Source organism: Agromyces mediolanus, assembly GCF_023715325.1.
Lineage (GTDB): Bacteria > Actinomycetota > Actinomycetes > Actinomycetales > Microbacteriaceae > Agromyces > Agromyces mediolanus_A.
Map to the genome: position 1 here is coordinate 312286 of NZ_JAMBNX010000005.1, position 24875 is coordinate 337160.

At 72.9% G+C, this 24875-nt stretch carries 15 protein-coding genes; 10 read left to right on the top strand and 5 right to left on the bottom strand.

Features of this window, described 5'->3' with window-relative positions; all coding sequences use genetic code 11:
• Positions 1 to 33 precede the first annotated feature (33 nt).
• Together M3147_RS11415 and M3147_RS11420 are read left to right on the top strand one after the other, a co-directional pair.
• Positions 34 to 525, top strand: coding sequence for an FBP domain-containing protein (locus M3147_RS11415; RefSeq protein WP_251203594.1), 492 nt, complete (start codon positions 34 to 36; stop codon positions 523 to 525).
• 82 nt (positions 526 to 607) lie between these two features.
• Positions 608 to 1516: a hypothetical protein gene (locus tag M3147_RS11420; protein ID WP_251203595.1), complete on the top strand. Its 909-nt coding sequence runs from the start codon at positions 608 to 610 to the stop codon at positions 1514 to 1516.
• Here the strand turns inward: M3147_RS11420 and M3147_RS11425 are convergent.
• Positions 1513 to 2274 carry an SGNH/GDSL hydrolase family protein gene (locus M3147_RS11425; protein ID WP_251203596.1) on the bottom strand — a complete coding sequence of 254 codons (762 nt, stop codon included), beginning with the start codon at positions 2272 to 2274 and terminating at the stop codon, positions 1513 to 1515. The genes M3147_RS11420 and M3147_RS11425 overlap by 4 nt on opposite strands.
• A gap of 115 nt (positions 2275 to 2389) precedes the next feature.
• On the opposite strand from M3147_RS11425, the gene M3147_RS11430 reads away from it, so the two are divergent.
• Together M3147_RS11430 and M3147_RS11435 are read left to right on the top strand one after the other, a co-directional pair.
• Positions 2390 to 9403, top strand: a complete 7014-nt coding sequence (locus M3147_RS11430; protein WP_251203597.1) for a DUF5979 domain-containing protein — start codon at positions 2390 to 2392, stop codon at positions 9401 to 9403.
• 226 nt (positions 9404 to 9629) lie between these two features.
• Positions 9630 to 10997 (top strand): GH1 family beta-glucosidase, encoded by a 1368-nt coding sequence (locus tag M3147_RS11435; RefSeq protein ID WP_251203598.1) that lies wholly within the window; start codon positions 9630 to 9632, stop codon positions 10995 to 10997.
• Positions 10998 to 11014: 17 nt separating this feature from the next.
• Here the strand turns inward: M3147_RS11435 and M3147_RS11440 are convergent, their stop codons facing one another.
• Positions 11015 to 12577, bottom strand: a complete 1563-nt coding sequence (locus tag M3147_RS11440; protein WP_251203599.1) for a PucR family transcriptional regulator — start codon at positions 12575 to 12577, stop codon at positions 11015 to 11017.
• Positions 12578 to 12858: 281 nt separating this feature from the next.
• On the opposite strand from M3147_RS11440, the gene gabT reads away from it, so the two are divergent.
• The 6 genes from gabT to M3147_RS11470 all read left to right on the top strand — a co-directional run bounded on the left by gabT (position 12859) and on the right by M3147_RS11470 (position 21027).
• Positions 12859 to 14217: a 4-aminobutyrate--2-oxoglutarate transaminase gene (gabT, locus tag M3147_RS11445; protein ID WP_243569369.1), complete on the top strand. Its 1359-nt coding sequence runs from the start codon at positions 12859 to 12861 to the stop codon at positions 14215 to 14217.
• A complete protein-coding gene (locus tag M3147_RS11450) occupies positions 14214 to 15497 on the top strand; it encodes a Glu/Leu/Phe/Val family dehydrogenase (protein ID WP_251203600.1) in 1284 nt (427 codons plus the stop codon). Before gabT ends, M3147_RS11450 begins: the two co-directional genes overlap by 4 nt.
• A 94-nt stretch (positions 15498 to 15591) precedes the next feature.
• Positions 15592 to 17061, top strand: a complete 1470-nt coding sequence (locus M3147_RS11455) for an NAD-dependent succinate-semialdehyde dehydrogenase (protein ID WP_251203601.1) — start codon at positions 15592 to 15594, stop codon at positions 17059 to 17061.
• A gap of 84 nt (positions 17062 to 17145) precedes the next feature.
• Complete coding sequence (locus M3147_RS11460; protein ID WP_251203602.1) at positions 17146 to 18510, top strand: flavin monoamine oxidase family protein; 1365 nt, start codon at positions 17146 to 17148, stop codon at positions 18508 to 18510.
• Positions 18511 to 18519: 9 nt separating this feature from the next.
• The gene (locus tag M3147_RS11465) at positions 18520 to 19407 is read left to right on the top strand and encodes a universal stress protein (RefSeq protein ID WP_251203603.1); all 888 of its coding nucleotides are present in this window, start codon (positions 18520 to 18522) and stop codon (positions 19405 to 19407) included.
• Between the two features lie 27 nt (positions 19408 to 19434).
• Entirely contained in the window at positions 19435 to 21027 is a 1593-nt protein-coding gene (locus tag M3147_RS11470) for an APC family permease (RefSeq protein ID WP_251203604.1), read from the top strand.
• A 111-nt stretch (positions 21028 to 21138) separates the two neighbouring features.
• Here the strand turns inward: M3147_RS11470 and M3147_RS11475 are convergent, their stop codons facing one another.
• From M3147_RS11475 to M3147_RS11485, 3 genes are all read right to left on the bottom strand, one after another.
• Positions 21139 to 21636: a hypothetical protein gene (locus tag M3147_RS11475; protein WP_251203605.1), complete on the bottom strand. Its 498-nt coding sequence runs from the start codon at positions 21634 to 21636 to the stop codon at positions 21139 to 21141.
• A gap of 229 nt (positions 21637 to 21865) precedes the next feature.
• Positions 21866 to 23494 (bottom strand): amidohydrolase, encoded by a 1629-nt coding sequence (locus tag M3147_RS11480; protein ID WP_251203606.1) that lies wholly within the window; start codon positions 23492 to 23494, stop codon positions 21866 to 21868.
• A complete protein-coding gene (locus M3147_RS11485; protein WP_251203607.1) occupies positions 23491 to 24762 on the bottom strand; it encodes an MFS transporter in 1272 nt (423 codons plus the stop codon). The genes M3147_RS11480 and M3147_RS11485 overlap by 4 nt, the downstream gene beginning before the upstream one ends.
• Between the last annotated feature and the right edge of the window lie 113 nt (positions 24763 to 24875).

A 24875-nucleotide genomic window follows, 5' to 3' on the forward strand; every position in this document is an offset into this window, starting at 1 on the left:
CGGGCGTAGGGTGGCTGGGTCGGAGGGAGAGGGATGCGCGCGCTCAGCGAGGCGGAGATCCGCGGCTCGTTCGTGAACGCCACGCCGGCCGAGCTCGAGCGGTTCGAGCTGCCCATCGAGGTGCTCGTCGCCGAGTGGGAACGACTCGACGCGCTCGCGTGGCGCGATCGCCGCGCTCGGCGTCTCGGCTACCTCGTGACCATCATCGACGACGAGCCGGTCGGCGTGGTGCTCCGGGCGGCCGAGAGCACGATGTCCCGTCACCGGGCGGCGATCTGCACCCTCTGCCACACTCAGCAGCCGGCCGACCAGGTGGCGCTCTTCTCCGCTCGGCGGGCCGGACCGGCCGGGGAGAACGGCGACTCGCTCGGCGCCTACGTGTGCGCCGATCTCTCCTGCCAGGAGAACGTGCGGCTGCACGCGCCGCTCGCGCCAGCCGAGGTCCGCGACGGCTGGCAGGCGCTGCGCCGCATCGAGGGGCTGGCCACGCGCACCCGCGCCTTCGTGGCGGACGTGCGCGGCTGAGGCATCCGCCGCTCGGGCTCTGCTACGGTACTGGCGTACCGCATCGCGTGGCGGCCTCCCTTCTCTCGTTCCCTCTGGAGGCATGACCATGCAGATCGTTCCCCGCGCGCGTCTCGCTCGACGCGATGACCGCGAGCAGCTCGCCGAGCTCGTGAACGCGCACCTCTCCGCCGTGATCCCGGGCGCCCGGGTCTCCGTCAACACCGTGCTCGCGAGCCTCGAACGGCAGCCCGAGGAGTACCTCGTCGACCCGTGGGTGGTCGAGCGTGTCACGGTCGTCGTCGAGCAGCTGGAGCGCGTCGTCGCCGCGGCGCACCTGCAGCGCTTCGCCGACCGGCCCGCCGTGAGCGACGACTATCGCGGCGCCGGTCTCGTGCAGTGGTTCCTCGTCGTCCCCGAAGCGGATTCCGCGGCGGACGCACTGCTCCGCGCCTGCCTCGCGCAGCTCGCGGCCTGGGACGTGCGGCTCGCCTACGCCGACGGGCAGCTCCCCTTCCCGGGCGTGTACGGCGTGCCCGCGACGTGGCCGCACGTGCGGGCGGCGCTCGAGCGCGGCGGGTTCGCCTGGGACGGCACCGCCGAGACGGTGCTGCTCGCGACCACCGACTCCCTGCCGGACCCTGCCCGGGCGGCATCCGCGGAGCTCACGGTGCGACGCACGCTCGGGCCGGCCGGGGTGCGCCTCGCCGCGCAGCGGGGCGGGGCGACGGTCGGGTTCCTCGAGCTCGATCTCGGGGCCGGGCGCGCGGAGCGGCACGCCGCCGGTGTCCGCGTCGCCGAGCTGGCCGATTGGGACGTCGACGACGAGGCGGATGCCTCGGTGCTGCCCTGGTTGCTCGGGCAGGCCCGTGACTGGTTGGGGCTCAGCGAGGTGCACCGCCTGCTCGTCGCCGAGGACGCCGCCGACGCGGAGGCGCTCGCGCAGCTCACCGGCCTCGGCTTCCGCGAGCTCGTGACGACCGCGCGCGGCTGGCGCCGGGCGATCCGTTAGGGCAGGGAGAACGGCTCGAGCACGGGCCGCTTCGCCGTGCGGCCGTCGCCGGAACTGCGGCCGGTGAGGCGCCGGCCGATCCACGGCAGCACGAACTCGCGGTAGTACGCCGCGGTGTTCCGGCTGCGCGGGCCGGCCGGCGCCGCGGCGACCTCCTCGACGCCCCACTCGACGGGGACGGGCACCCCGAGCGCGGTGAGCACGTTGCTCGCGACCCGGGCGTGGCCGAGCGAGTTGAGGTGCAGCTTGTCGGGCGACCAGTAGCGGATGTCGCGGAGCACCCGGTCGGAGAAGTTGTCGACGAAGGTGACTCCGTCGAGCTCGCCGACGTCGGCGAGGGCGCGGGTGAGCCGGGCACCGCGGGTGTCCATCATCCGGCCCATCGGCAGATGGTCGCTCGGGTTCGCGCCGCTCAGCATGAGCACGTGCACGCCGGCCCCGCGGATCCGGAGCACCGCCTCGCGGAAGCGTTCGGCGACGGCCGCCTCGTCCATGCGGGGACGCATGATGTCGTTGCCGCCGCCGTTGAAGCTGATCAGCTCGGGGCGCAGCCGGATGGCCGCCTCGAGCTGCTCCTCGATGATCGGGCCGAGCTTGCGGCCGCGGATGGCGAGGTTCGCGTAGCGGACGGGTTCTCGCGCGTGGGCGGCAAGACCCAGGGCGACGAAGTCGGCCCAGCCCCGCACCGAGCCGTCGGGCAGCTCGTCGCCGACCCCCTCGGTGAAGCTGTCGCCGATGGCGGCGTAGCTCGTGTACATGCCTCCACGGTACTCGCCGGCTCTCGACAGCGGACCCACTACTCCGGTTGAATGAGCGAGGGTGCCGCCGACTGGCGCGAACCGGCCGGATGCCCCGGGGGACGAAGGGGGAGCCATGGCCGTGTCGCGTCGCATCCGGAGGATCCTGTCGGGCGGGGTCGCCATCCTCGTCGGGGCCGCGCTCGCGATCCCCCTCGGGGCGCTGCCCGCGCAGGGCGCCGACGTGACGAGCGTGCTCGAGGTGCGCAAGCAGGCCTCGGTGACCGAAGTGCGACCGGGGGAGACCTTCAGCTACACCGTGCAGCTGTCCTGCTCCTCGATCACCGACACCGGCTGCGAGGGCGCGACCCTGAGCGACGCCGTGCCCGCCCCCTTCGTGCCGGTCTCCGCCGCGGTGAGCGGGGCCACCGCGCAGACTCCGACGATCGACGGCAGCGACGTCGAGGTCGTGTTCGCCCAGGACCTCGGCGACGGCCGCACCGGACTCCTCGACAACACCACGGCGACCGTGACGATCACCGTCCAGGCGCCGGACCCGATGCCCTACGACCTCAACGGCGTGCCGATCACGAACACCGCGACGGCGACCGCGACGAACGCCGACCAGGCGCAGGGCAGCATCGCCGTCACCCCCGTCGTCGACCTCGAACTCGCCACCGAGGCCAGCAAGACGATCGAGCCGCCCTCGGCCGTCGCCGCCCCCGGCACCGAGCTCACCGCCGTCCTCGGCGGCACGAACACCTCGAACGGCTCCGTCGACCGGCTCGTCGTCAGCGACCCCGCCGATCCGAGCCAGCCGGGCGCGTTCGACGTCCTCGACCTCGAGTCGGTCGACTCGGTCACGTATCCGGAGGGCGCCGACACCGCGGTGCTCTCCTACTGGGACCCGGCGACGTCGAGCTGGGTGCCCGGCCCGCCGGCCACCGCACCCGCCATGCCGAACCCGCCGCCCGCGCCCGCGGCCGCCGACGCCGGCGGCTTCCGCATCGAGTTCACCAGTTCCTCGGGCGAAGCGACCATCCCGCCGGGCGCGCAGGCCGGCGTCACCGCGACGCTCGTCCAGGGCGACGCCGTGGGCGAGCTCACCGAGCCCACGACGGTGCAGAACGTCGCGGGCAGCGAGGTCGGGCGCGGCGACGACTCGGAGGCGGCCACGGCGAGCGACGACTACCGCATCGTGCTCGACCCCGTCGTCGTCGACGTCGAGAAGGCCTTCGACCCCGCCGAGGTGTTGCCCGGCGAGCCGAGCGAGGTCGGCATCGTCGCGACGAACCGTGGGGAGACCGAGCTCGACCGGATGACCGTGACCGAACCGTCCGCGGGGGACTTCACGAGCGACGCGGCCTTCGACGGCTTCACGGCGCCGATCGGATGGCCGGCCGGCGCGGATGCCGCGACCCTCGTCTACCGCTACGACGACGGCACCACGAGCCCCGTCTACGACCTCGAGGAGGGCGTCGACCCGCCCGCACCCGACCCGGCGAAGACCGTCGCCGGGTTCACCGTGGAGTACACCGGCACCATCACGGAGGGTGCCGAAGCCGGCATCCGCTTCGGCGTCGCGACCGACCCCACGCTCGTCGGGCCGATGACCATCCCGAACACCGTGGGCGTGGAGGGCGAATCGGGCGGGGCCACCGCGACGGACTCGGACACCGCCGAGCTCACCATCCTCGAGAAGATCCTCGTGCTCGAGACGACGAAGAAGATCAACCCCGGCACCATCCCCTCGGTCGCCGGCGAGCTCGCGACCGTGCAGCTGCCGACGCAGCTGCTGAAGCCCGAGTCGACGACCTCGGCGACGCAGATCGTCGTGCAGGACCCCGAGACCATCCCAGACCCGGGCTGGTGGAACAGCTTCGACGTCGTCGCGATCACGAAGACCGACATCCCGCCGGGCGCGACCCTCACCGTCAGCTACTGGAGCGTGTCCGAGCAGCAGTGGGTCGTGTTCGACGGCGCCGACCACGTCACCGCGCCGAACCCGTTCTCGATGACCGTGCCGCCGGAGCTCCGCGACGACATCGGCGGCCTGCGATTCCAGTTCGACGACCCGAACGGCTTCCCGCCCGGCACGACCGTGCAGCCGAACTTCACGAGCGAACTGCGCGAGCAGCTCCGCGACGGCTCGGGGCCCGCGGCGGGCAGCGACGTGCCCGTGCCGAACTGCGCCTCGGCCGCGGCGACCGCGCCCGGCGTCGACCCCGCCGACGCCGCGACACCCGCCCCCTGCCCGAGCATCGAGCTCATCCCCGGCGAGGGCGGCACGGGCGACCTCATCGACAAGGAGTGGATCGACCCCGTCCCGCCCGTGGTGATCGCCCGCAGCGGCGAGCAGGCCACCGCCAGACTGCACTGGTCGACCGGCGGCTACTCGAACCTCGACCAGGTGATCGTCGCCGACACCGCCGAGCCGCCCGCCGACGACGCCGCCATCGCCGCCTCGGTCTTCCAGGCCTTCGATCTCGTGGAGATCCCGGAGATCACGGCCGACCCCTGGCTGCCGTACGACCGGGTGACCGCCGTCGAGCTCTGGAACGGCACCGCCTGGGTGCCGACCGAGACGGACCCCTGCGCCGGCGGAGCCTGCGACGGCGCCTTCCCCGGCTACCGGCTGAGCGACGCCGAGCGCGCCTCGACGACCGGGGTGCGCCTCGTCTTCGAGGAGTACACGGCGCCGCGCGAGGCATCCGGCGCCCCCATCGACGCCCCGCTGCCGGGAACCGGGGTCGCCCGCTCGAGCGGCAACGACCGGGCCCTCGACCTCGTCTTCGAGCTGCGCGACCTCGCCCGGGTGCCGTCGAGCGACCCCGACCCGGTGCTCGGCACGCGGTTCTACAACACCGGCACCGCGGGCGACGTGAACAACACCGCCTCGGCGACCGGCTACGCCGACGGGCAGCAGGTCATCCGCGACACCGCGGCCGACCTCATCTCGATCATCGACCGGCCGCTCAACACGACGGTCACGAAGGGCTGGACGGGCGGCCCGCTCGGCATCCCGCCGGCCGGCACCGCGCCGGAGGACTACCCGAGCGGGCGCGTCACGATCATCGGCACGAACGCGACCGTCGCCCAGGTGAACACGCTGAGCATCAGCGACCCCTCGCCGACCCAGACCGGGCCGAGCGCCTTCGACGCCTTCGACCTGCGCCGGATCGTCAGCATCTCGGTGCCCGGCGGGACGGTCACCGCGACCGTGCAGCTCACCCGCGAGGGCGGCGCCGTCGACGAGGTGAGCATCGCGACCGCGACCGGCATGTCCGCGACCGCGCTCGCCGACGTGGTCGGCATCGCCGTCGTGCACGAGGGCCGCATCGCCTCGGGCGCCGACACCCGGCTCGTGATGGACCTGCGGCTCCGCGCCACGCACCGCGACGGCGGCGCCCCGGTCACCGCGGCCGACTCGCCCGTGCACAACGTCGCGCAAAGCGCCGTCGAGGACCTCGGCGGGGTGAACGACCAGCATCGAGTGACTGACGACGACGACGCCCAGATGCGGCTCGCCGCGCTCGAGATCGGCGTCGTCGCCGGCAAGAGCTTCTCGCCGCAGGCGCAGGTCGAGGCGGACCGCGACCCGATCATGATGAACCTCACGGCCCGGCCGACGGGCTCCGCCCGCGCCGCCGAGCTCGTCGTCACCGACGACGAGGCGACGTTCTGGAACGCCTTCGACTTCGTCGACTTCGGTCCGACATTCACCCTCACCTCGCCGATCACCCGGGTGCAGGTGGATGCCTTCACGGGCGCGAGTTTCACGGCGGAGTCCGACGGCTCGCTCACCCGCACCGGCGGCGGCTGGGTGACGGGCAGCCCGGGCACCACGCCGCAGCTGCCCGCGGGCGTGCAGCCCGAGGACGTGCAGGGCATCCGCTTCACCTTCAGCCGCGCCGACGGCGCCCAGTGGGAGAACCCGGCGAACCCCCTCCAGCAGATGCCGATGTTCGTGCAGCGGCGGCTCGAGTTCCGCAGCGGCGGCGACGTGCGCACCGACCTGGTGATCGACGGCAACACGCCGGCGCCGGGGGAGACCGAGCTCGGCACCTTCACGAACCGCGTGGACGCGACCGCGAACTCGTTCCTCGAGAACGGCTCGGGCGACCCGCTCTACACCGACACCGACGACGCCGAGGCCCAGGCCCGCTACCTGCACTACGAGACCTCCGTCGTCGTGACGAAGGGCCCGCGCGGTGTGCAGGACCCCGGCGCGGCGATCCCGTTCACCCTCGAGGTGCAGAACAGCGGCACCGGGCCGATCTCGAACCCCGTGATCGTCGACCGCATCCCGATGCAGGACGGCGAGCCGCTGCTCGTCTTCGACCCCGAGCTCTCCGGTTCGCCGTACGCCTACGCCCTCGACGGCGACGCCCCCGATCCGGCGAACGGCTCGCCCATGCCGACCGACCCCGACGACGTCACCACGACGGTCGCGCCGGACGGCAGCACGATCGAGTTCCGCTTCGCCGACGGCACGGTGCTCGAACCCGGCCAGACGTACACGATCACCGTGATGCTGATGTTCCGGCCGGGCGTGCAGGCCGGCCAGGAGATCACGAACGCGGTCGACGTGACGGCCGAGCGGCCCTTCGACTTCTGCGAGGGCACCGCGGGACCGCACGAGGACTGCTCGGACACCACGGTCGTGTACCCCGCCAACGTCGGGGCGCTTCGTGCCGCGAAGTTCGTCAAGGCCGACGACGGGCTCGGCGTGCAGAACGTGGAGGACCCCTCGGCGAGCGCCGCCTGCGCGCCGGCCGTCGCGGACTTCTACCGTGCGCCCTGCGTGCCGGTGACGAAGCCCGGCACCACCGAGACCTGGCTCGTCGCGGGTCAGAACACCGGCACCATCCCCGCCGACCGGGTCATCTCGATCGACCGCCTCCCGACGCCGGGCGACACCGGCGCCTACGCGACGCTGCCGCGCGGCTCGGAGTGGACGCCGCTCTGGGTCGGCAACGTCACGCCGCAGTCGGTCGGCGGATCGCGCATCCCCGACTCGTTCACCGTCTACGGCACGACCGCGGCGGACCCGTGCACCGTCGAGCTGAGCTCCCCCGGGGCGACGTGCCCGCCGGGCGCCTGGGTGCCGATCGATTCGCTCGACCCGGCGTCGGTGACGAGCATCAAGGTCGAGTTCCTGTTCACGAGCGCGCAGTTGCAGCCCGGCGAGGAGGTCGACTTCACCTTCCAGACCCGCAGCCCCGCCGTGTCGCCGACGGCCGGCGCCGACACCGTCGCCTGGAACACCGCGGCGATGGGCGGCAGCTCCGGCGCGTCGAGCGTCCTGCCGAGCGAGGGTCGCCGGGTCGGCGTCGCCCTCGCGACCGGGCCGCTCCAGGTCGTGAAGCGGGTGAGCGGCGACGGCGCGGGGTTCGCGCCCGACGAGTTCCGCGTGCAGCTCAGCTGCACCTCGGCCGTCGGCACGCCCGTCGAGACCGTGCTGCCGCCGATCGAGCTGACGCTCGTCGCGAACGAGGTGCAGACCGTCGAGGACCTGCCCTGGGGCGCGGAGTGCGAGCTCACCGAGGTGGCCGGCGAGAACGGGGAGACGAGCTCCTCGTCGACGACCGCGGTCGTCGGCCGTGACACCGACCCGATCGGGCTCGTCGAGCTCGAGAACGTCTACGAGGTGGCCGGGCTGGCCCTCGAGAAGCAGGTCACGAGCGCCGCCGCCGACCAGGACGGTGAACCCGTCGCCTACGGGCCGTTCGAGTTCGAGGTCAGCTGCAGCTACCTCGGCGAAGCGGTCGCCGCCGACGGCTACCCGGCCGGACAGCCGATGGCCGTCGAGCTCGCCGACGGCGGCCGGGTCGAGCTCACGGGGCTGCCGGCCGGCGCCGTCTGCTCCGTCGAGGAGACGGATGCGAAGGGCGCGACGGGCACGACGCTCACCGTGACGGTCGGCGACGGCGAGCCCGAGACCGGGCAGGGGACGCAGGTCGACGTGACGCTGCCTCCCGTGGATGCCGGGGGGCAGCCGACGGTGCTCGTCCAGGCGGACAACGCCTTCGAGGTCGCGAGCGTCGTGATCGAGAAGATCACCGACGGCCCCGGCGCCGAGGACTTCGGCCAGGGCCCGTTCACCCTGCACCTCGAGTGCGTGCTCTCCGACGCATCCGGGATCCGCACCGTCTGGGACGGCGACCTCGTGCTGCCGACCCCCGAAGGCGAGTGGTCGACCGAGGTCGACGGCATCGCCGCCGGGGCGTCGTGCACCGTCACCGAGCCCGACCCCGGCCTCGCCGACGAGGTGTCGATCTCGCCGGACGGGCCGTTCCTCGTCGGCGGCGAGATCCCGGTCGAGGTGACGGTGACGAACACCTTCCTCGCCGGCTCGCTGCACGTCGTGAAGGAGCGCACGGGCGACGGCGCCGAGCGCTACGGTGCCGGGCCCTTCACCGTGTCGCTCGCGTGCACGATCCCGCTCGACGGCGGTCCCGTGCCGGTCGACATCCCGGGCGGCGCCGAGCGGGTGCTGAACGAGGCGAACGGCTACGAGGCGGACTACGCCCCGCTGCCGGCGCGCGCCGAGTGCGAGCTCAGCGAGACGGGCACGGGCGGCGCGAACGAGGTGCGGATCACCGACGAGCACGGCGAGCCCGGCTCGACGTTCGTCGTCGAGCCCGGGGTGGAGCGCAGCTTCACGGTGACGAACGTGTTCGAGCTCGGCGCGATCGAGGTCGTGAAGACGGTGACGGGCTCGGGCGCCGCGGCCGCCGCCGACCGCACGTTCACGGTGCAGCTCACCTGCGTCCGCGACGACGGCGGCGAGGGCGTGCAGATCGAGATCCCGGGCGGGGCGACCCGCACGCTCTCGAAGGCGAGCTCACTCACGACCGTGTACGAGGAGCTGCCGACGGGCGCCGCGTGCGAGCTCGTCGAGACGGATGCCGCGGGCGCCGCGCGCACGACGCTGACCCCGCACGTCGACGACCCGCGCACCGCGTCCGTGATCGTGGGCTCCGGCGATGTGGTGCGCATCGACGTCGTGAACGAGTTCGACGCGGCGCCGCCGATCGCTCGCACCGGGTTCGACCCGCTGCCGCTCGCACTGGTGGCGGGAGGCATCCTGCTCGCCGGGGGCGCCGTGCTCGCGGTCGTGCTGATCCGCCGCCGCCGCCAGCGCTGACCGCCGCCCGCCGCCCGCCGCCCGCCGCCAGCCGCCCGGATCCAGGGTTGCCCAACTTTCATGAAAGTCGGGCAACCCTGCGTCACCACCGGGGTTGCCCGACTTTCATGAAAGTTGGGCAACTCGGTGGTGTCGCGGGGTGCGGGGTGCGTAGGGTGGGCGGAGTGGGTCAGGTGACCCAGTTCGGGGCGACGGCGCCCCGACGACCCGGAGGGCGAGGACGCCGATGGCCGAGACGACGAGGATGCCGGCGTTCCCGGCCGGATTCCGCTGGGGCGCCGCGACCGCCGCCTTCCAGATCGAGGGCTCCACGCACGCCGACGGCCGGGGCACCTCCATCTGGGACGTGTTCGCCGCCGAACCCGGCCGCATCCTCGACGGCCGTGACGCGAGCACGAGCGCCGACAGCTACCGCCGCCACCGCGACGACGTGGCCCTCCTCGCCGAGCTCGGCGTCGACGAGTACCGCTTCTCGATCTCCTGGCCGCGCATCCAGGCCGAGGGCCGCGGCCCCGCGAACCCGGCCGGCCTCGACCACTACGCGCGCGTCGTCGACGCGCTCGCCGAAGCCGGCATCAGCCCGCTCGTCACGCTGTACCACTGGGACCTGCCGCAGGCGCTCGAGGACGCGGGCGGATGGCTCGCCCGCGACACCGCGTCTCGCTTCGCCGAGTACGCGGCGCTCGTCGTCGACGCGCTCGGGGACCGCGTCGAGCGCTGGATCACCCTGAACGAACCCGCCATGACGACCCTTCAGGGCTACGCGCTCGGCGAGCTCGCGCCCGGGCGCACGCTCATGCTCGGCGCGCTGCCGACCGTGCACCACCAGCTGCTCGGCCACGGCCTCGCGGTGCAGGCGATCCGGGCCGCGCGCCCCGGCGCGGAGCTCGGCATCACGAACAACCACACCCTCGTCGAGCCCGCCTCCGACGCGGAGGACGATCTCGTCGCGGCCGGCGCCTTCGACGCGATCTACAACCGCATCTTCGCCGAGCCGGTGCTGCTCGGCCGCTACCCGGATCTCGCGCCGCTCGGGCTCGAGTCGTTCCCCGGCGTCGAGGACGGCGACCTCGAGCTCGTGTCGGCGCCGCTCGACTTCTACGGGGTGAACTTCTACCACCCGACCCGGGTGGCGGCGGCCGCACCCGGCTCGCCCTTCGCCGAGGCCGGGCTGCCGTTCGAACCGGTCGAGATCCCGGGCGTCCTGGTCACCGGCTTCGGCTGGCCGGTGGTGCCGGAATCGCTCGAACGCCTGCTCGTGGGCCTCCGCGACGCCTACGGCGACGCGCTGCCGCCGATGGCGATCACCGAGAACGGGGCGTCCTACCCCGACGAGGTCGTCGCCGGCCGGGTCGCGGATGCCGAGCGCATCGCGTATCTCGACGGGCATCTGCGCGCGGTGCACCGGGCGATCGAGGCGGGCGTCGACGTGCGCGGCTACGACGTGTGGTCGCTCATCGACAACTTCGAGTGGGCCGACGGCTACACGCAGCGCTTCGGGCTCGTGCACCTCGATCTCGACACGGGAGCGCGCACCCGCAAGGATTCCTTCGACTGGTACCGACGGCTGATCGCCGAGCAGCGCGCGGGCTGAGAAGCCCTCCTCGAGCGCTACTCGACCGCGAGGAGCGCCGCCCAGAGGTCGGCGCGGGCGTGGAAGCCGGAGAGGTCACGGCCGAGCAGTCGCTCGGCGAGGCCGACCCGGCTGCGCACCGTGTGCCGGTGCACGCCGAGCGACTGCGCCGTGGCATCGAACTGGCCGCCGTGCTCGAGCCAGGTCCGCATGGTGGCGACGAGCGTGCTGCCGTTCTCCCGGTCGTACTCGGTGAGCGGGGCGAGCGTGGCCCGCGCCACCGCCCTGGCGTCGGTGCGGGCGAGGAAGGCGAGGACGCCCTGGCGGCTGATGTCGTCGAACCACGCGACGCCCGGGCCCGCCTCGCGGGCGCGCTCGTACCCGCGCACCGCCTCCTCGTGGGCGTCGGCGAGCTGCGCGAGCGAGCTCGGGTCGCTGACGCCCACGGCCAGCTCGAACTCGGCCGAAAGCTCCTCGGCGAGCTGCGCCGCGTCGGGCTCCTCGACGAGCACGACGACGTGCTCCGCGTCGCGGCCGAAGAAGAGCCGCCCGCCGCGCTCGTCGACCCGCAGCTCGAGGAGCTCGACGAGCCGGTCGGCGCCCTCCTCCGGGGCGCTCGTCACGAGCACCCGGAGCGGCGCCTCGGGCAGCGGCCCCCACATCTCACCCGCGACGTCGGCGGCGAGGCCGAGGTCGCCCGCGAGCAGCGAGCGCAGCAGGCCGGAGCGGAGGTGCCCGCGGGCGCGGTCGAGGTCGCGGTTCTGCTCGAGGGCGAGCCCGGCGAGGGCGATCACCGAGGTGACGACCTCGCGGCCGGCCTGGTCGAGCTCGGGGGAGTCGCCGATCGCGAGCACCCCGCGGAGGGCGCCGCCCGAGCCGAGGGTCTGCAGCGTCATCCGCTGCGGCCGGCCGATCGCGGCGCCCGCCTCGACCGCGCGGCTCGCGCGCTGGCCCCGCCTGAGCATCGTGCGCGCCTCGCCGACGACCTCGCCGAGGGCGGGCTGCCCGAGCCCGCCGAGGGGGAACTCGCGATCGAGGCCCCCGGTCGAGTCGATCAGCCCCACCCAGGCGCCGAGCCGCTTGGAGAGCTCGGCGAGCGTCGCGGAGAGCCCGTCGGGGCGGAGCGCGGCGAGCGAGATCGCCCGCTGCGCCTGCAGCGCCCAGGCTTGCCTGGCGAAGGCGTCCTCGGCGATGAGGTCGGCGACCGTCCGTGCGATGGCGATGAACGGCGTGCGGTACGGCACCTCGAAGAGCGGCAGCCCTGAGGCCAGGCACGCCTCGACGAGGGCCGTCGGCGTGCCGTCGCGGATGACCTCCGTGCCGAAGCCGAGCGCGGCGATGCCGGTGTCGCGCAGCCGGGCGACGTAGGCGGCGACGTCGGCCGGGTCACCGGGCTCCGGCTCACCCTCCTCGCCGAGCCAGGTGCCCGTGGTGAGCAGCACCTGCCCCGCGTCGAGGAAGGGGGTGGGATCGGTGAGGTCGGAGCTGTGCGCCCAGGTCACCGGGGCGGCGAGCGCGCCCTCGGGCAGCGATGCCGCAGGGGTGAGCAGGCGGAGCGTCAGCTCCCGACGGTCGAGCAGGGTCTGCACGGTGGGCTTCACGGCGGCTCCTCGGAGGGCTCCTCCGTCGACGGGCGCGAGCGCGGGCGGGGGCACGTGCTGGTGTACGCCGCGTCGAACGGATCAGCCCCGAGTGTACAGCCGGGCCCGGCGACGACGGATGGTGTGACGGGAATCCCGCGACCGGGGCCGAACGCCGCCGAGCTGTACACCATGGCCAGTGCTCCGCCGCACGATGTACATCGGGGCGTCGCGGAACGCGGGGGAGCCGACCTAGCATGGCGGTCATCCTCCACCCGTCGTCACTTGCATCGGAGCAACCAATGACCCTCGTCGACACCCCGGCCACCGCCACCGGAGGCCCCGCGCTCGCACAGGAGCGCCGCCTCGTCACCGCCATCCCCGGCCCCCGCTCGCAGGAGCTCCTGGCCCGCAAGGCGAGCGCCGTCGCCGCGGGCGTCGGCCACACCCTGCCGATCTCGGTCGTCGCGGCCGGCGGCGGCGTCGTCGTGGACGCCGACGGCAACTCGCTCATCGACCTGGGCTCCGGCATCGCGGTGACCGGCGTCGGCAACTCCGCCCCGCGCGTCGTCGAGGCCGTCACGGCCCAGCTGAACGCCTTCACGCACACCTGCTTCACCGTCTCGCCCTACGAGGGCTACGTCGCCGTCGCCGAGAAGCTCAACGAGCTCACCCCCGGCGACCACGTCAAGCGCACCGCCCTGTTCAACTCGGGCGCCGAGGCCGTCGAGAACGCCGTGAAGATCGCGCGCCACTACACGAAGAAGCAGGCCGTCGTCGCCTTCGACCACGCGTACCACGGCCGCACCAACCTCACCATGGGCCTCACGGCGAAGAACCAGCCGTACAAGAACGGCTTCGGCCCCTTCGCCCCCGAGATCTACCGCGCCCCGCTCAGCTACCCCTTCCGCGACGGCGGCCTCGACGGCCGTGAGGCGGCGGCCCGCGCCATCCTCGGCATCGAGAAGCAGATCGGCGCCGAGAACCTCGCCGCGATCATCATCGAGCCCATCCAGGGCGAGGGCGGCTTCATCGTCCCGGCCCCGGGCTTCCTCGCCGCGCTCGTCGAGTGGGCGACCGCGAACGACGTCGTCTTCATCGCCGACGAGGTGCAGACCGGCTTCGCCCGCACCGGCGCCTGGTTCGCGAGCGAGCACGAGGGCATCGTGCCCGACCTGATCGTCACCGCGAAGGGCATCGCCGGCGGCCTCCCGCTCTCGGCGGTCACCGGCCGCGCCGAGATCATGGACGCCGCCCAGGTCGGCGGCCTCGGCGGCACCTACACGGGCAGCCCGATCGCCTGCGCCGCGGCGCTCGCGACCATCGAGACCTACGCCGAGGACGGCCTCGTCGAGCGCGCCAAGGAGATCGGCTCGGTGCTCATCGGCCGCCTGAACGCCCTGCGCACCGCCGACGCCCGCATCGGCGACGTCCGCGGCCGCGGCGCCATGGTCGCGATCGAGCTCGTCGACCCCGAGACCGGGGCCCCTGACGCCGCCCTCACCGGCAAGGTCGCGAAGTACGCCCACGAGCAGGGCGTCATCCTGCTGACCTGCGGCACCTACGGCAACGTCATCCGCTTCCTCCCGCCGCTCACGATCTCCGACGAGCTCCTCATCGAGGGCCTCGGCGTCGTGGCCGAGGGGCTCAAGCAGGCATGAGCACCGTGATCGACGGCGCGGCGACCCTCGCCGCGCCCGTCGCGACGCCCCTCGAGGACGCCCGCGCCCAGCTCGCCGAGGCCATCGCGCTGCTCGGCTACAGCGACGGCACCCGGCAGATGCTCGCGACCCCGCGCCGCGAGCTCACCGTCGCCGTGCCGCTCCGCACCGACGCCGGCGAGACCCGCCTCTTCACCGGCTACCGCGTGCAGCACAACTTCAGCCGCGGCCCCGCCAAGGGCGGCCTCCGCTACGCGCCGAACGTGAACCTCGACGAGGTCCGCGCGCTCGCGATGTGGATGACGTGGAAGTGCGCCCTGCTCGACGTGCCGTACGGCGGCGCGAAGGGCGGCATCGCGATCGACCCGCGCGAGCACTCGCAGGCCGAGCTGGAGCGCGTGACCCGCCGCTACACGAGCGAGATCCTGCCGATCATCGGGCCGGAGCGGGACATCCCCGCGCCCGACATCGGTACCGACGAGCGCACGATGGCGTGGATCATGGACACCTACTCGGTGAACTCCGGGTACACGGTGCCCGGCATCGTGACGGGCAAGCCGATCGCGCTCGGCGGCTCGCAGGGGCGCGCGAGCGCCACCTCGCGCGGCGTCACCCACATCGCGCTCGCCGCGCTCCGCCACGCCGGCATCACCCAGTCGCAGGCCACCGCGGCCGTGCAGGGCTTCGGCAAGGTCGGCGCCGACGCGGCGCGCTTCCTCGGCGAGGCCGGCGTCACCGTGCAGGCCGTCAGCGACCAGTACGGCGCCGTGTTCAACGCCGCGGGCCTCGACATCGAGGCGCTCGGCGACCACGTGCAGCGCACGGGCGCGGTCGTCGGCTTCGCCGGTGGCGAGGCGCTCGACGGTGCCGCCCTGCTCGAGCTCGACGTCGACCTGCTCGTGCCGGCCGCCGTCGAGGGCGTGCTGCACGAGGGCAACGCCGGCCGGGTCGGTGCGAAGGTCATCGTCGAGGGCGCGAACGGCCCGACGACGCCCGACGCCGACCGCATCCTGCGCGAGCGCGGCATCCTCGTCGTCCCGGACATCCTCGCGAACGCCGGCGGCGTGATCGTCTCCTACTTCGAGTGGGTGCAGGCGAACCAGGCCTACTGGTGGCGCGCCGACGAGGTGGAGTCCAGACTGGAGGAGCGGATGCTGAGCGCCTGGGAGCACGTGCTGGGCTATGCCCGGTCGCGCGACCTCTCGCTCCGCACCGCCGCCACGGCGCTCGCGGTCGAACGCGTCGCCGAGGCGCACAAGCTGCGCGGCCTGTACCCCTGATCAGGCCCGCTCCCTCCCGACTTGCCCGACTTTCATGAAAGTCGGGCAAGTCGGGGGTGCACCGCACGAACATCCATCGAAACGGAAGTCACACATGACGAACGCAACGCTTGAATCCTCGGTGCTCGACAAGGTCGAGGGCCGGCTGTTCATCGGGGGAGCCTGGGTCGACGCCGAGGGTGGCAAGACCCTCGAGGTCGCCGACCCCTCGACGGGCGACACCATCAAGGTCATCGCCGACGCCTCGCCGGCCGACGGCATGAAGGCGCTCGACGCGGCCGTGGCCGCGCAGGACGAGTGGGCCAAGGTCGCCCCGCGCCAGCGCGGCGAGCTGCTGCGCCGCGCCTTCGACCTGCTGACCGAGCGCAAGGAGGAGTTCGCGCTCCTCATGACGCTCGAGATGGGCAAGCCGATCGCCGAGGCCCGCGGCGAGGTCGTCTACGGCGGCGAGTTCCTCCGCTGGTTCAGCGAGGAGGCGGTGCGCATCTCCGGCCGCTACGGCCTGAACCCCGAGGGCACCGGCCACATGGTCGTCTCGCAGCGCCCCGTCGGCCCCTCGTTCTTCATCACCCCGTGGAACTTCCCGCTCGCGATGGCGACCCGCAAGATCGCCCCCGCGCTCGCGGCCGGCTGCACCGTCGTCATCAAGCCCCCGGCCCTCACCCCGCTCACGACGATCGCGTTCGTGCAGCTGCTCGAGGAGGTCGGCCTGCCCAAGGGCGTCGTGAACGTCATCCCGACCTCGACCTCGTCGAAGGTCTCCGGCCCGATCATCGAGGACCCGCGGCTGCGCAAGCTCAGCTTCACGGGCTCCACCGAGGTCGGCCGCGCCCTCATGAAGCAGGCCGCCACCGGCATCCTGCGCACCTCGATGGAGCTCGGCGGCAACGCCCCCTTCGTCGTGTTCGAGGACGCCGACCTCGACAAGGCGGTCGACGGCGCGATGCTCGCGAAGTTCCGCAACATCGGTCAGGCGTGCACTGCGGCGAACCGCTTCATCGTGCACGAGAAGGTTGCCGCAGAGTTCTCGAAGCGCGTCGTCGAGCGCGTCGCCTCGTTCAAGGTCGGCCGCGGCACCGCGGACGACGTGAACATCGGCCCGCTCATCGACGACAAGGCCGTCGCCTCGACCGACGAGCTCGTGCAGGACGCCGTGGCCAAGGGCGCCAAGGTGCTCACGGGCGGCACCGTCATCGACGGCGCCGGCTCGTTCTACGCGCCGACCGTGCTCGGCGACGTGTCGGCCGACGCGCGCCTGCTCCGCGAGGAGATCTTCGGACCGGTGCTCGGCATCACCACCTTCGCCGACGAGGACGAGGCCGTGCGCCTCGCGAACGACACCGAGTACGGGCTCGTCTCGTACGTCTTCACCGAGGACCTGGCGCGCGGCCACCGCATGATCGAGCGCCTCGCCACCGGCATGATGGGCCTGAACACCGGGCTCGTCTCGAACGCGGCGGCCCCCTTCGGCGGCATCAAGCAGTCCGGCATCGGCCGCGAGGGCGGCGCAGAGGGCATCCACGAGTACCTCGACACCAAGTACACGCTCATCCCGGTGAGCTGAGCGCGCGGGCGGATGCCGCGGGCTCGCGCCTGCGGCATCCGCCTTCGTGTTTCTCGAAACGAACAGAAGCAGGAACCAGGAACCATGGAACGCATCGAAACCGACGTCGTCGTGATCGGAGCCGGCGCGGCCGGCCTCACCGCCGCGACCGAGCTGAAGGCCGCGGGCAAGCGCGTCGTCGTGCTCGAGGCGCGGGACCGCGTCGGCGGCCGCCTCTGGAACGGCGACTTCGACGGGCACCTGCTCGAGATCGGCGGCCAGTGGGTCTCGCCCGACCAGGACGCCCTGATCGGGACCCTCGCGGAGCTCGGCCTCGAGACCTACTCGCGTTACCGCGAGGGCGAGAACATCTACATCGCGGAGGACGGCGAGCGCCGCCTCTTCGAGGGCGAGATCTTCCCGGTCCCGGCGAAGACCGAGGGCGAGATCCTCGGCCTCATCGAGAAGCTCGACGCGCTCGTCGCCGAGATCGACCCCGAGGCCCCCTGGGCGCACCCGCGCGCGAAGGAGCTCGACGAGATCTCCTTCGCCGAGTGGCTCGGCACGCAGACCGACGACGAGGAGGCGAAGCGCAACATCGGCATGTTCATCGCCGGCGCGATGCTGACGAAGCCGACGCACGCATTCTCGGCTCTGCAGGCGCTGCTCATGGCCGCCTCGGCCGGCTCGTTCTCGCACCTCGTCGACGCGGACTTCATCCTCGACCAGCGCGTCGTCGGCGGCCTGCAGCAGGTTCCGCTCCGCCTCGCCGAACGCCTCGGCGACGACGTCGTGAAGCTCGAGCAGCCCGTGCGCACCATCCGCTGGTCGCCGGAGGACCCGGCCGCGGGCGTCACCGTCGTCACCGACTCGCTCGAGGTCGCCGCCGACCGCGTCATCCTCGCGCTCGCGCCCATCCTCTACTCGCGGATCAGCTACGACCCGCCGCTGCCCCGCCGCCAGCACCAGCTGCACCAGCACCTCTCCATGGGCTTCGTGATCAAGGTGCACGCCGTCTACGAGACGCCGTTCTGGCGCGAGCAGGGCCTGTCGGGCACCGCGTTCAGCCCCTACGAGCTCTGTCACGAGGCGTACGACAACACGAACCACGGCGACACCCGCGGCACGCTCGTCGGCTTCGTCTCCGACGAGGAGGCCGACGGCGTCTTCTCCCTCTCCGCCGAGGAGCGCCAGGAGCGGATCCTCGAGTCGCTCTCGCACTACTACGGCGAGCAGGCGAAGAACCCGGTGCTCTACTACGAGAGCGACTGGGGCAGCGAGGAGTGGACCCGCGGCGCCTACGCCGCGAGCTTCGACATGGGCGGCCTCGCCCGTTACGGCGCCGACCTGCGCGAGCCGGTGGGCCCGATCTCGTTCGCCTGCTCCGACATGGCGGGCAAGGGCTACCAGCACGTCGACGGCGCGATCCGCATGGGCCGCCTCGCCGCGGCGCGCATCCTCGAGGGCTGAGCGCCGACGATGACTGCGAACACCGAGCCGACGTACCGCATCGTCGTCGGCTATACGGCGGATGACTCGGGGGCCGACGCGCTCGCGCTCGGCGCCCGGATCGCCGGCGCCACGGAGGCCTCGCTCGAGGTCGTCATGGTGCTGCCGATCGAGGCCCGCGGCGGCGTCGTGCCCCGCGACCCGGGGCACGAGCGCCGGGTCAAGGAACAGGCGCAGGCCTGGCTCGCTGAGGCGTCGGCGGGGCTCGGCCGTGACGTCGAGCAAGCGTTGCACATCCGCTACGCGGACTCCTTCGCCGAGGGGCTCGTGGCCGCGGCGCACGAGTTCGGCGCGCGCCTCGTCGTCGTCGGGCCCGCCCGCGGCGGGCTCTTCGGCCGCACCCGGATCGGCTCGGTGGCCTCGGAGCTGCTGCACTCGGCCGACGTGCCCGTCGCGCTCGCCCCGGTCGGGGCGCGCAAGCTGCCCGTCGCGGCCGGGCTCACCCGGGTCACCGCGGCCGTCGGCGGGACGCCCGGCATCGTGCTCGAGGCATCCGTCGCCCTCGCCCGCCGCGCGCACGCGCCGCTGCGGCTGCTCTCCCTCGTGCCCATCGACCTGCCCGCCGGCGTCGACACCGGGCTCGTGAACCTCACGAGCACCGTCGCCGCCGAGCAGGCGCTCGAGGGCGCCCGCCGCGAGCTGCCCGCCGGCGTCGAGGCGAGCGCCGTCGTCGCCACCGGCCAGACGATCGAGGAGTCGGTCGGTGCGCTCGACTGGGAGCCGGGCGAGCTCGTGCTCGTCGGCTCCAGCCGGCTGGCAGCGCCGTCGCGCCTCTTCCTCGGCGGCACCGCCACGAAGATGCTCCGGGAGCTCCCGGTGCCGCTCATCGTGGTGCCCCGCGCCGCCCAGACCTCCTGACTCCCGACCACCCGAAAGACCTCTGCAATGACGCACGACCCCGCGAACCAGCGCTTGGCCCACGAGGCCCACTCCCACCCGCACGCTCCGCTCACCACCGCGAGCGCGACGGTCGACGGCGGCGACCCCGGCCTGTCCAAGAAGGGCCTCTCGGCCGGATCGGTCGGCCTCATCGGCGCGATCGTCATCGGCATCTCCTGCATCGCCCCGGCGTACACGCTCACCGGCGCGCTCGGGCCCACCGTCGCGGAGGTCGGCACGCAGCTGCCGGCGATCTTCCTGCTCGGCTTCATCCCGATGCTGCTCGTCGCCTTCGGCTACCGCGAGCTGAACAGCGCCATGCCCGACTCGGGCACCTCCTTCACCTGGGCGACGCGGGCCTTCGGCCCGTGGGTCGGCTGGATGGCCGGTTGGGGGCTCATCGCCGCCACCGTCGTGGTGCTGTCGAACCTCGCGGGTATCGCGGTGGAGTTCTTCTATCTGGCACTCGCGCAGGCCTTCAACAACCCCGACATCGCGAACCTCGTCGGGAATCCCTTCGTGAACGTCGCGACCTGTCTCGTGTTCATCCTCGGCGCGACCTTCATCTCCTACCGGGACATGCAGACGACGCAGAAGCTGCAGTACTGGCTCGTCGGCTTCCAGCTGCTCGTGATGATCGGCTTCGGTGTGGCCGCGTTCTGGCACGTCGCGAACGGCACGGCGTTCGATCCGACGCAGATCGAGCTCAGCTGGTTCAACCCCCTCGAGGTCGGCTCGTTCTCGGCGATCGTCGCCGGACTCTCGGTGTCGCTCTTCGTGTTCTGGGGCTGGGACGTCACGCTCACGATGAACGAGGAGACGAAGGGCTCGAACTCGACGCCCGGCCGGGCGGCGACCCTCACCGTCACCATCGTCGTCGCGATCTACCTCTTCGTGGCCATGGGGGCGCTCGCCTTCGCCGGCACCGGTACGGCCGGGGTCGGCCTCGGCAATCCGGCGATCCAGGAGAACGCGTTCTTCTACCTCGCCGGCCCGATTCTCGGCCCGCTCGCGATCCTGATGTCGATCGCGGTGCTGTCGAGCTCGGCGGCCTCCCTGCAGTCGACGTTCGTCTCGCCCGCGCGCACCCTGCTCGCGATGGGTCACTACGGCGCCCTGCCGCAGAAGTTCTCGAAGGTCAGCCCGCGGTTCTTCACGCCCGGCTACGCCACCGTCGTCTCGGCGATCGTCGCCGCGGTGTTCTACACGGTGATGCGCTTCGTCAGCGAGGACGTGCTCTGGGACACGATCACGACGCTCGGCATGATGATCTGCTTCTACTACGGGCTCACCGCGTTCGCGTGCGTCTGGTACTTCCGCAAGACGTGGTTCCGCAGCGGCCGCAACCTGTTCTTCCGCCTCATCGCCCCGTTCGTCGGCGGCGCCATCCTCGCGGTGCTGTTCTTCACCACGCTCATCGACAGCATGGACCCGGCGTACGGCTCGGGATCGAACATCGGCGGGGTGGGCCTCGTGTTCATCCTCGGCGTCGTCATCCTGCTCGCCGGCGTCGTCGTGATGATCTGGCAGCGGGTGAAGCGGCCGGAGTTCTTCCGCAGCGAGCACCTCGCCCGCGGCGTCGCCGACCGCGACAGCTAGGCCGCACAGACTGGAGCCGCCCCGCCGACGACACTCGGCGGGGCGGCTCCGTTCGCGCCCCGGCGCGGCGCCCCGCCTCACACAACTCAGGAACGCCCTCGTGGTCGTCGCTCACCACTCGCGGGCCTCGATGCGCGTGACGCCGTTGGGCCGAACGAGGCTCCTGGCGATGCCGAGCGATCGGTCGATCGTGACGGTCCCGCGCAGTTCGGGGTCGTTCCGGTGCTCGATGGTGATGAGCAGCGCGTCGGGCTCGTAGTCGTCCACCGCGAGCGGCCGCCAGTCGTCGCATGATCGGCCCCAGAGGGGAAGGTGCTCGATGAAGAGCATCTTGAGCGCGATGGAAGGAAGCGAGCCGGTCAGCGTGGTGGCTCGGGCGGAATCCGGCGAGCGGTAGATCCCTCCCGAGTAGGACGCGATGAGTCTCCGGGAATCGGCATCACTCAGCGTCCAGAACTCGCGCGACCGATCCAGCTCGATGTGCGAGAAGGTCGTCGTCGAACCGGACTGGGACGCGGCATCGGCGATGAGGCGATCGGGCCGTGGCAGGTCGAGCAACTGTTCGAGCAGCCCGTTCTCGCTCGCCAGATCCCCCGAATGAAACCTCACCAGATCCCTGCCTCCTCGCCGTTCGGGAACTCGCAGGTGCTGTTCGATCCTAGGCGTCCCGTCGGATCGCCGAGCGGCTCCGTTCGTGCGGGCGGCGCCGCCTCACACAACTCAGGAACGCCCGCGTGGCCGACACCGGGAATCCGCGGATCGGCGGATGCCTCGAGGGGCATAACCCCGGGATGTTCCTGAGTTGTGGGTGGGTGAGCAGGCGCCGCGCGGCGCGGGGTCAGGCCTCGAACTCGGTGCGACCGGCGACGACCGTGCGCACGACGTTCGCGCCGAGCAGCGCCGCGTCGCCCTCGGCGAAGGGATCGACGTCGAGCACGGCGAAGTCGGCCGACAGGCCCGCCGCGAGGCGGCCCCGCAGCGGCTCCGCGTCGACCGAGGCGGCGGAGTCGCGGGTCGCGTGGCCGATCGCCTCGGCGAGCGGCAGCGCGTACTGCGGGTGCACCGCCGGGTAGGCGGGGTCGAGCGCGGAGGCGCGGGTGGCCGCGACGTAGAGGTTCGGCAGCGCCTGGTGCGGCGCCGTCGGTGCGTCGGTCGAGAAGGCGAGCAGCGCGCCCGCCGCGACGTACTCCGGCCACGCGAAGCCGCGGTCGGCGCGCTCGTCGCCGAGCATCGCCGCCCAGTTGTCGAAGATCGCCGGGTCCGCGTGCACGGGCTGCATCGAGGCGGTGACGCCGAGCCGGGCCATCCGCTCCGCCGTGCCGGGGGCCGCGTACTCGAGGTGCTCGATGCGGTGCTTGCGCGGGCGATCGCCGTTCGCGGCGACCGCGCGCTCGATCGCGTCGAGGGCGAGCTCGCTCGCGGCATCCCCGATCGCGTGCATCGCCACCTGGAGGCCCGCGGCGTCCGCCGCCTGCACGACCGGGGCGGCGGCCTCGAGCGGCCAGATCAGCTCGGCGTTCGAACCGTTCGCGTAGGGCTGCTTCATCGCGGCGGTGCACGCGTCGATGACGCCGTCGAGGATGAGCTTGATGCCGACGACCCGCAGCCACGGCTCGTCCGCCGTCTCGGTGGCGAGTTCGGCGGCCCGGGCGACCTGGGCGAGGTTGTCGGCCTCGTCGCCGGTGTTGCCGACGAGCCAGTGCGCGGCGACCCGGATGGGGAGCCGCCCGCCGCGCCGCTCCGCGGCCCGCCGGAACGCGGCGAGGTCGAGCTCGTTGAACGCCATGTCGACGGCTCCGGTGACCCCGGCGGCGAGGTAGGCGGCGAGCGTGCGCTCGACGGCGTCGTCGCGGTCGGCGTCGCTCGCGACGGAGGCGAGGTGGGGCCAGACGATCTCGACGGCGGCGGTCTCGTAGAGGATGCCGTTCGGCTCGCCGTCGGCGTCGCGGCCGATGCGCCCGCCCAGCGGGTCGGGGGTGTCCCGCGTGATGCCGAGCTCGGCGAGCGCCGCCCGGTTCACCCAGACCGAGTGGTAGTCGTTGGCGTCGAGGTAGACCGGAACCTCGGCCACGACCGCGTCGATCATCGCGGCGGTCGGCTCGCCCGGCAGCGAGTCGAACAGCCAGCCGCGGCCGAAGAGGCGGGGCGCGTCGGGTGCGGCCCTCCGGGCCGCGACGAGGCGCGCCTGGATCACCTCGAGGCTGCGGGCGTCGGTCAGCCCGACCTTGCCGAGCGCCTCACCCATCATCACGAGGTGGGTGTGGCTGTCGACGAAGCCCGGCACCACGAGTCGCCCGCCGAGGTCGACGGTGTGCGCGTCGTCGCCCGCCGCCGCGGCGGCCGAGGCGGCGTCGCCGACATGGGCGAGCCGTTCGCCGTCGACGACGAGCGCCTCGGCCCAGGGCTCGCCGTCGTCGGGCCGGTTCGCGGTGAGGATCCTGGCGTTGGTGTAGAGCGTGCGGCTCATGCGGTGACCTCCTCGGTCGTGACGTCGGCGTGGCGCTCCTCGCGCTGCAGCCGGGTGGAGAGGCGGGCGACGGCGACCGTCGGCACGGCGAGCACGAAGCTCGCGACACCGAGCGCGACGGCGAAGCCCTGGTAGCCGAGCGCCTCGGTGAGCGCGCCGCCGATGACGGGCGTGAGGCTCGAGCCGACGAGGTAGACGGCCAGCAGCGGGCCGGACCAGCGGCCGTCGGCATCGAGCGCGGCCGAGGTCGACACGAAGTACATGAAGGCGAGCGCGTAGATCGTGTTCCAGGCGATGAACACGACGATGAAGGCGGTCGGCTCGGTCACGAAGCCCTCGACGATCTTCAGCGCGCCGCCGGCGGCGAGCAGGATGCCGAGGGGGAGCGCGCGGCCGAAGCGGTCGCCCACGATCGTCAGCAGGATCGAGCCGATCAGCCCGCCCGCGGTCGCGCCGCTCAGGGCGATGCCGAGCCCCTCGGGGGACAGTCGCGCCTGCGCGTCGCCCATGACGCCGGCCATGGCCCAGAGCGAGTCCTCGCTCGCGGCCCAGAGTGCGAAGGTGACGAGCAGGGTGAAGCCGGCGATCGTGACGGTCCGGGCGGTCGCGGCGCTGCGCTGCGGGACTTCGGGTACGAAGCCGGTGGGCGGGATCTCGACGGGCACCGCCTCGGCGACGGCCGCACCGGCCCGGGGATCCTGCACGGGCGCGGCGGGAAGCCAGGAGCTGAGGGCGAACCCGATGAGGCAGAAGAGCGCGAGCGCGCCGAACACCTCGAGCGGGGCGAGGCCGATGAGCGGGAGCACGAGCAGCACGACCGTGATGATCGCGCGGTTCGCGAGTCCGTTCATGCCGGCGACGCGGTCGGGGTTGCGGAAGGCGGCGAGCGCGGCGCCCGCGGCGGCGACCGCCCCGCCGGCGCCGGCGCCGCCGAGGAGCAGGCCGCCGACGATGACGGCCGGGGCGGGCACGAGGGCGGCCGCGCCGAAGCCGATCGCGCCGAGCGCGAGCCCCGCCCGCGCGACGAGCCGGCGGCGCGGGCCCGCGCAGAGCGGGGCGATGGCGAGCCCGACGACGGCGGTCGCGAGCAGGGCTCCGGTGACGATCCAGCTCGCGGTGAGCAGGTCCGCGCCGAGCGAGCTCTGCAGCGCGCCGATCATGTAGGGCGAGAGGTTGACGCCGAGGTAGCCGGCGATGGCGATGGCGAAGGTGGCGCTCGCGGTGGGCAGGCGCAGGGGGACGCGCGAGGCGAGCTCGGAGTTCGACATTGGGGCTCCGGTGGGGGTCGGACACGGCGGTGTGCGGAATCGGGGGAGCGGCGGTGCCGCCGCCATAAATGAATGGCGTTCGTTTATTATGCAGGGGGATGCCCCGGATGGGA

What these genes read in the sequence shown, in the direction of transcription:
- M3147_RS11415 (WP_251203594.1), top strand. Translation starts at nt 34, where the DNA reads ATGCGCGCGCTCAGCGAGGCGGAGATCCGCGGCTCGTTCGTGAACGCC.
- M3147_RS11420 (WP_251203595.1), top strand. Translation starts at nt 608, where the DNA reads ATGACCATGCAGATCGTTCCCCGCGCGCGTCTCGCTCGACGCGATGAC.
- M3147_RS11425 (WP_251203596.1), bottom strand. Translation starts at nt 2,274, where the DNA reads ATGTACACGAGCTACGCCGCCATCGGCGACAGCTTCACCGAGGGGGTC.
- M3147_RS11430 (WP_251203597.1), top strand. Translation starts at nt 2,390, where the DNA reads ATGGCCGTGTCGCGTCGCATCCGGAGGATCCTGTCGGGCGGGGTCGCC.
- M3147_RS11435 (WP_251203598.1), top strand. Translation starts at nt 9,630, where the DNA reads ATGGCCGAGACGACGAGGATGCCGGCGTTCCCGGCCGGATTCCGCTGG.
- gabT (WP_243569369.1), top strand. Translation starts at nt 12,859, where the DNA reads ATGACCCTCGTCGACACCCCGGCCACCGCCACCGGAGGCCCCGCGCTC.
- M3147_RS11450 (WP_251203600.1), top strand. Translation starts at nt 14,214, where the DNA reads ATGAGCACCGTGATCGACGGCGCGGCGACCCTCGCCGCGCCCGTCGCG.
- M3147_RS11455 (WP_251203601.1), top strand. Translation starts at nt 15,592, where the DNA reads ATGACGAACGCAACGCTTGAATCCTCGGTGCTCGACAAGGTCGAGGGC.
- M3147_RS11460 (WP_251203602.1), top strand. Translation starts at nt 17,146, where the DNA reads ATGGAACGCATCGAAACCGACGTCGTCGTGATCGGAGCCGGCGCGGCC.
- M3147_RS11465 (WP_251203603.1), top strand. Translation starts at nt 18,520, where the DNA reads ATGACTGCGAACACCGAGCCGACGTACCGCATCGTCGTCGGCTATACG.
- M3147_RS11470 (WP_251203604.1), top strand. Translation starts at nt 19,435, where the DNA reads ATGACGCACGACCCCGCGAACCAGCGCTTGGCCCACGAGGCCCACTCC.
- M3147_RS11480 (WP_251203606.1), bottom strand. Translation starts at nt 23,494, where the DNA reads ATGAGCCGCACGCTCTACACCAACGCCAGGATCCTCACCGCGAACCGG.
- M3147_RS11485 (WP_251203607.1), bottom strand. Translation starts at nt 24,762, where the DNA reads ATGTCGAACTCCGAGCTCGCCTCGCGCGTCCCCCTGCGCCTGCCCACC.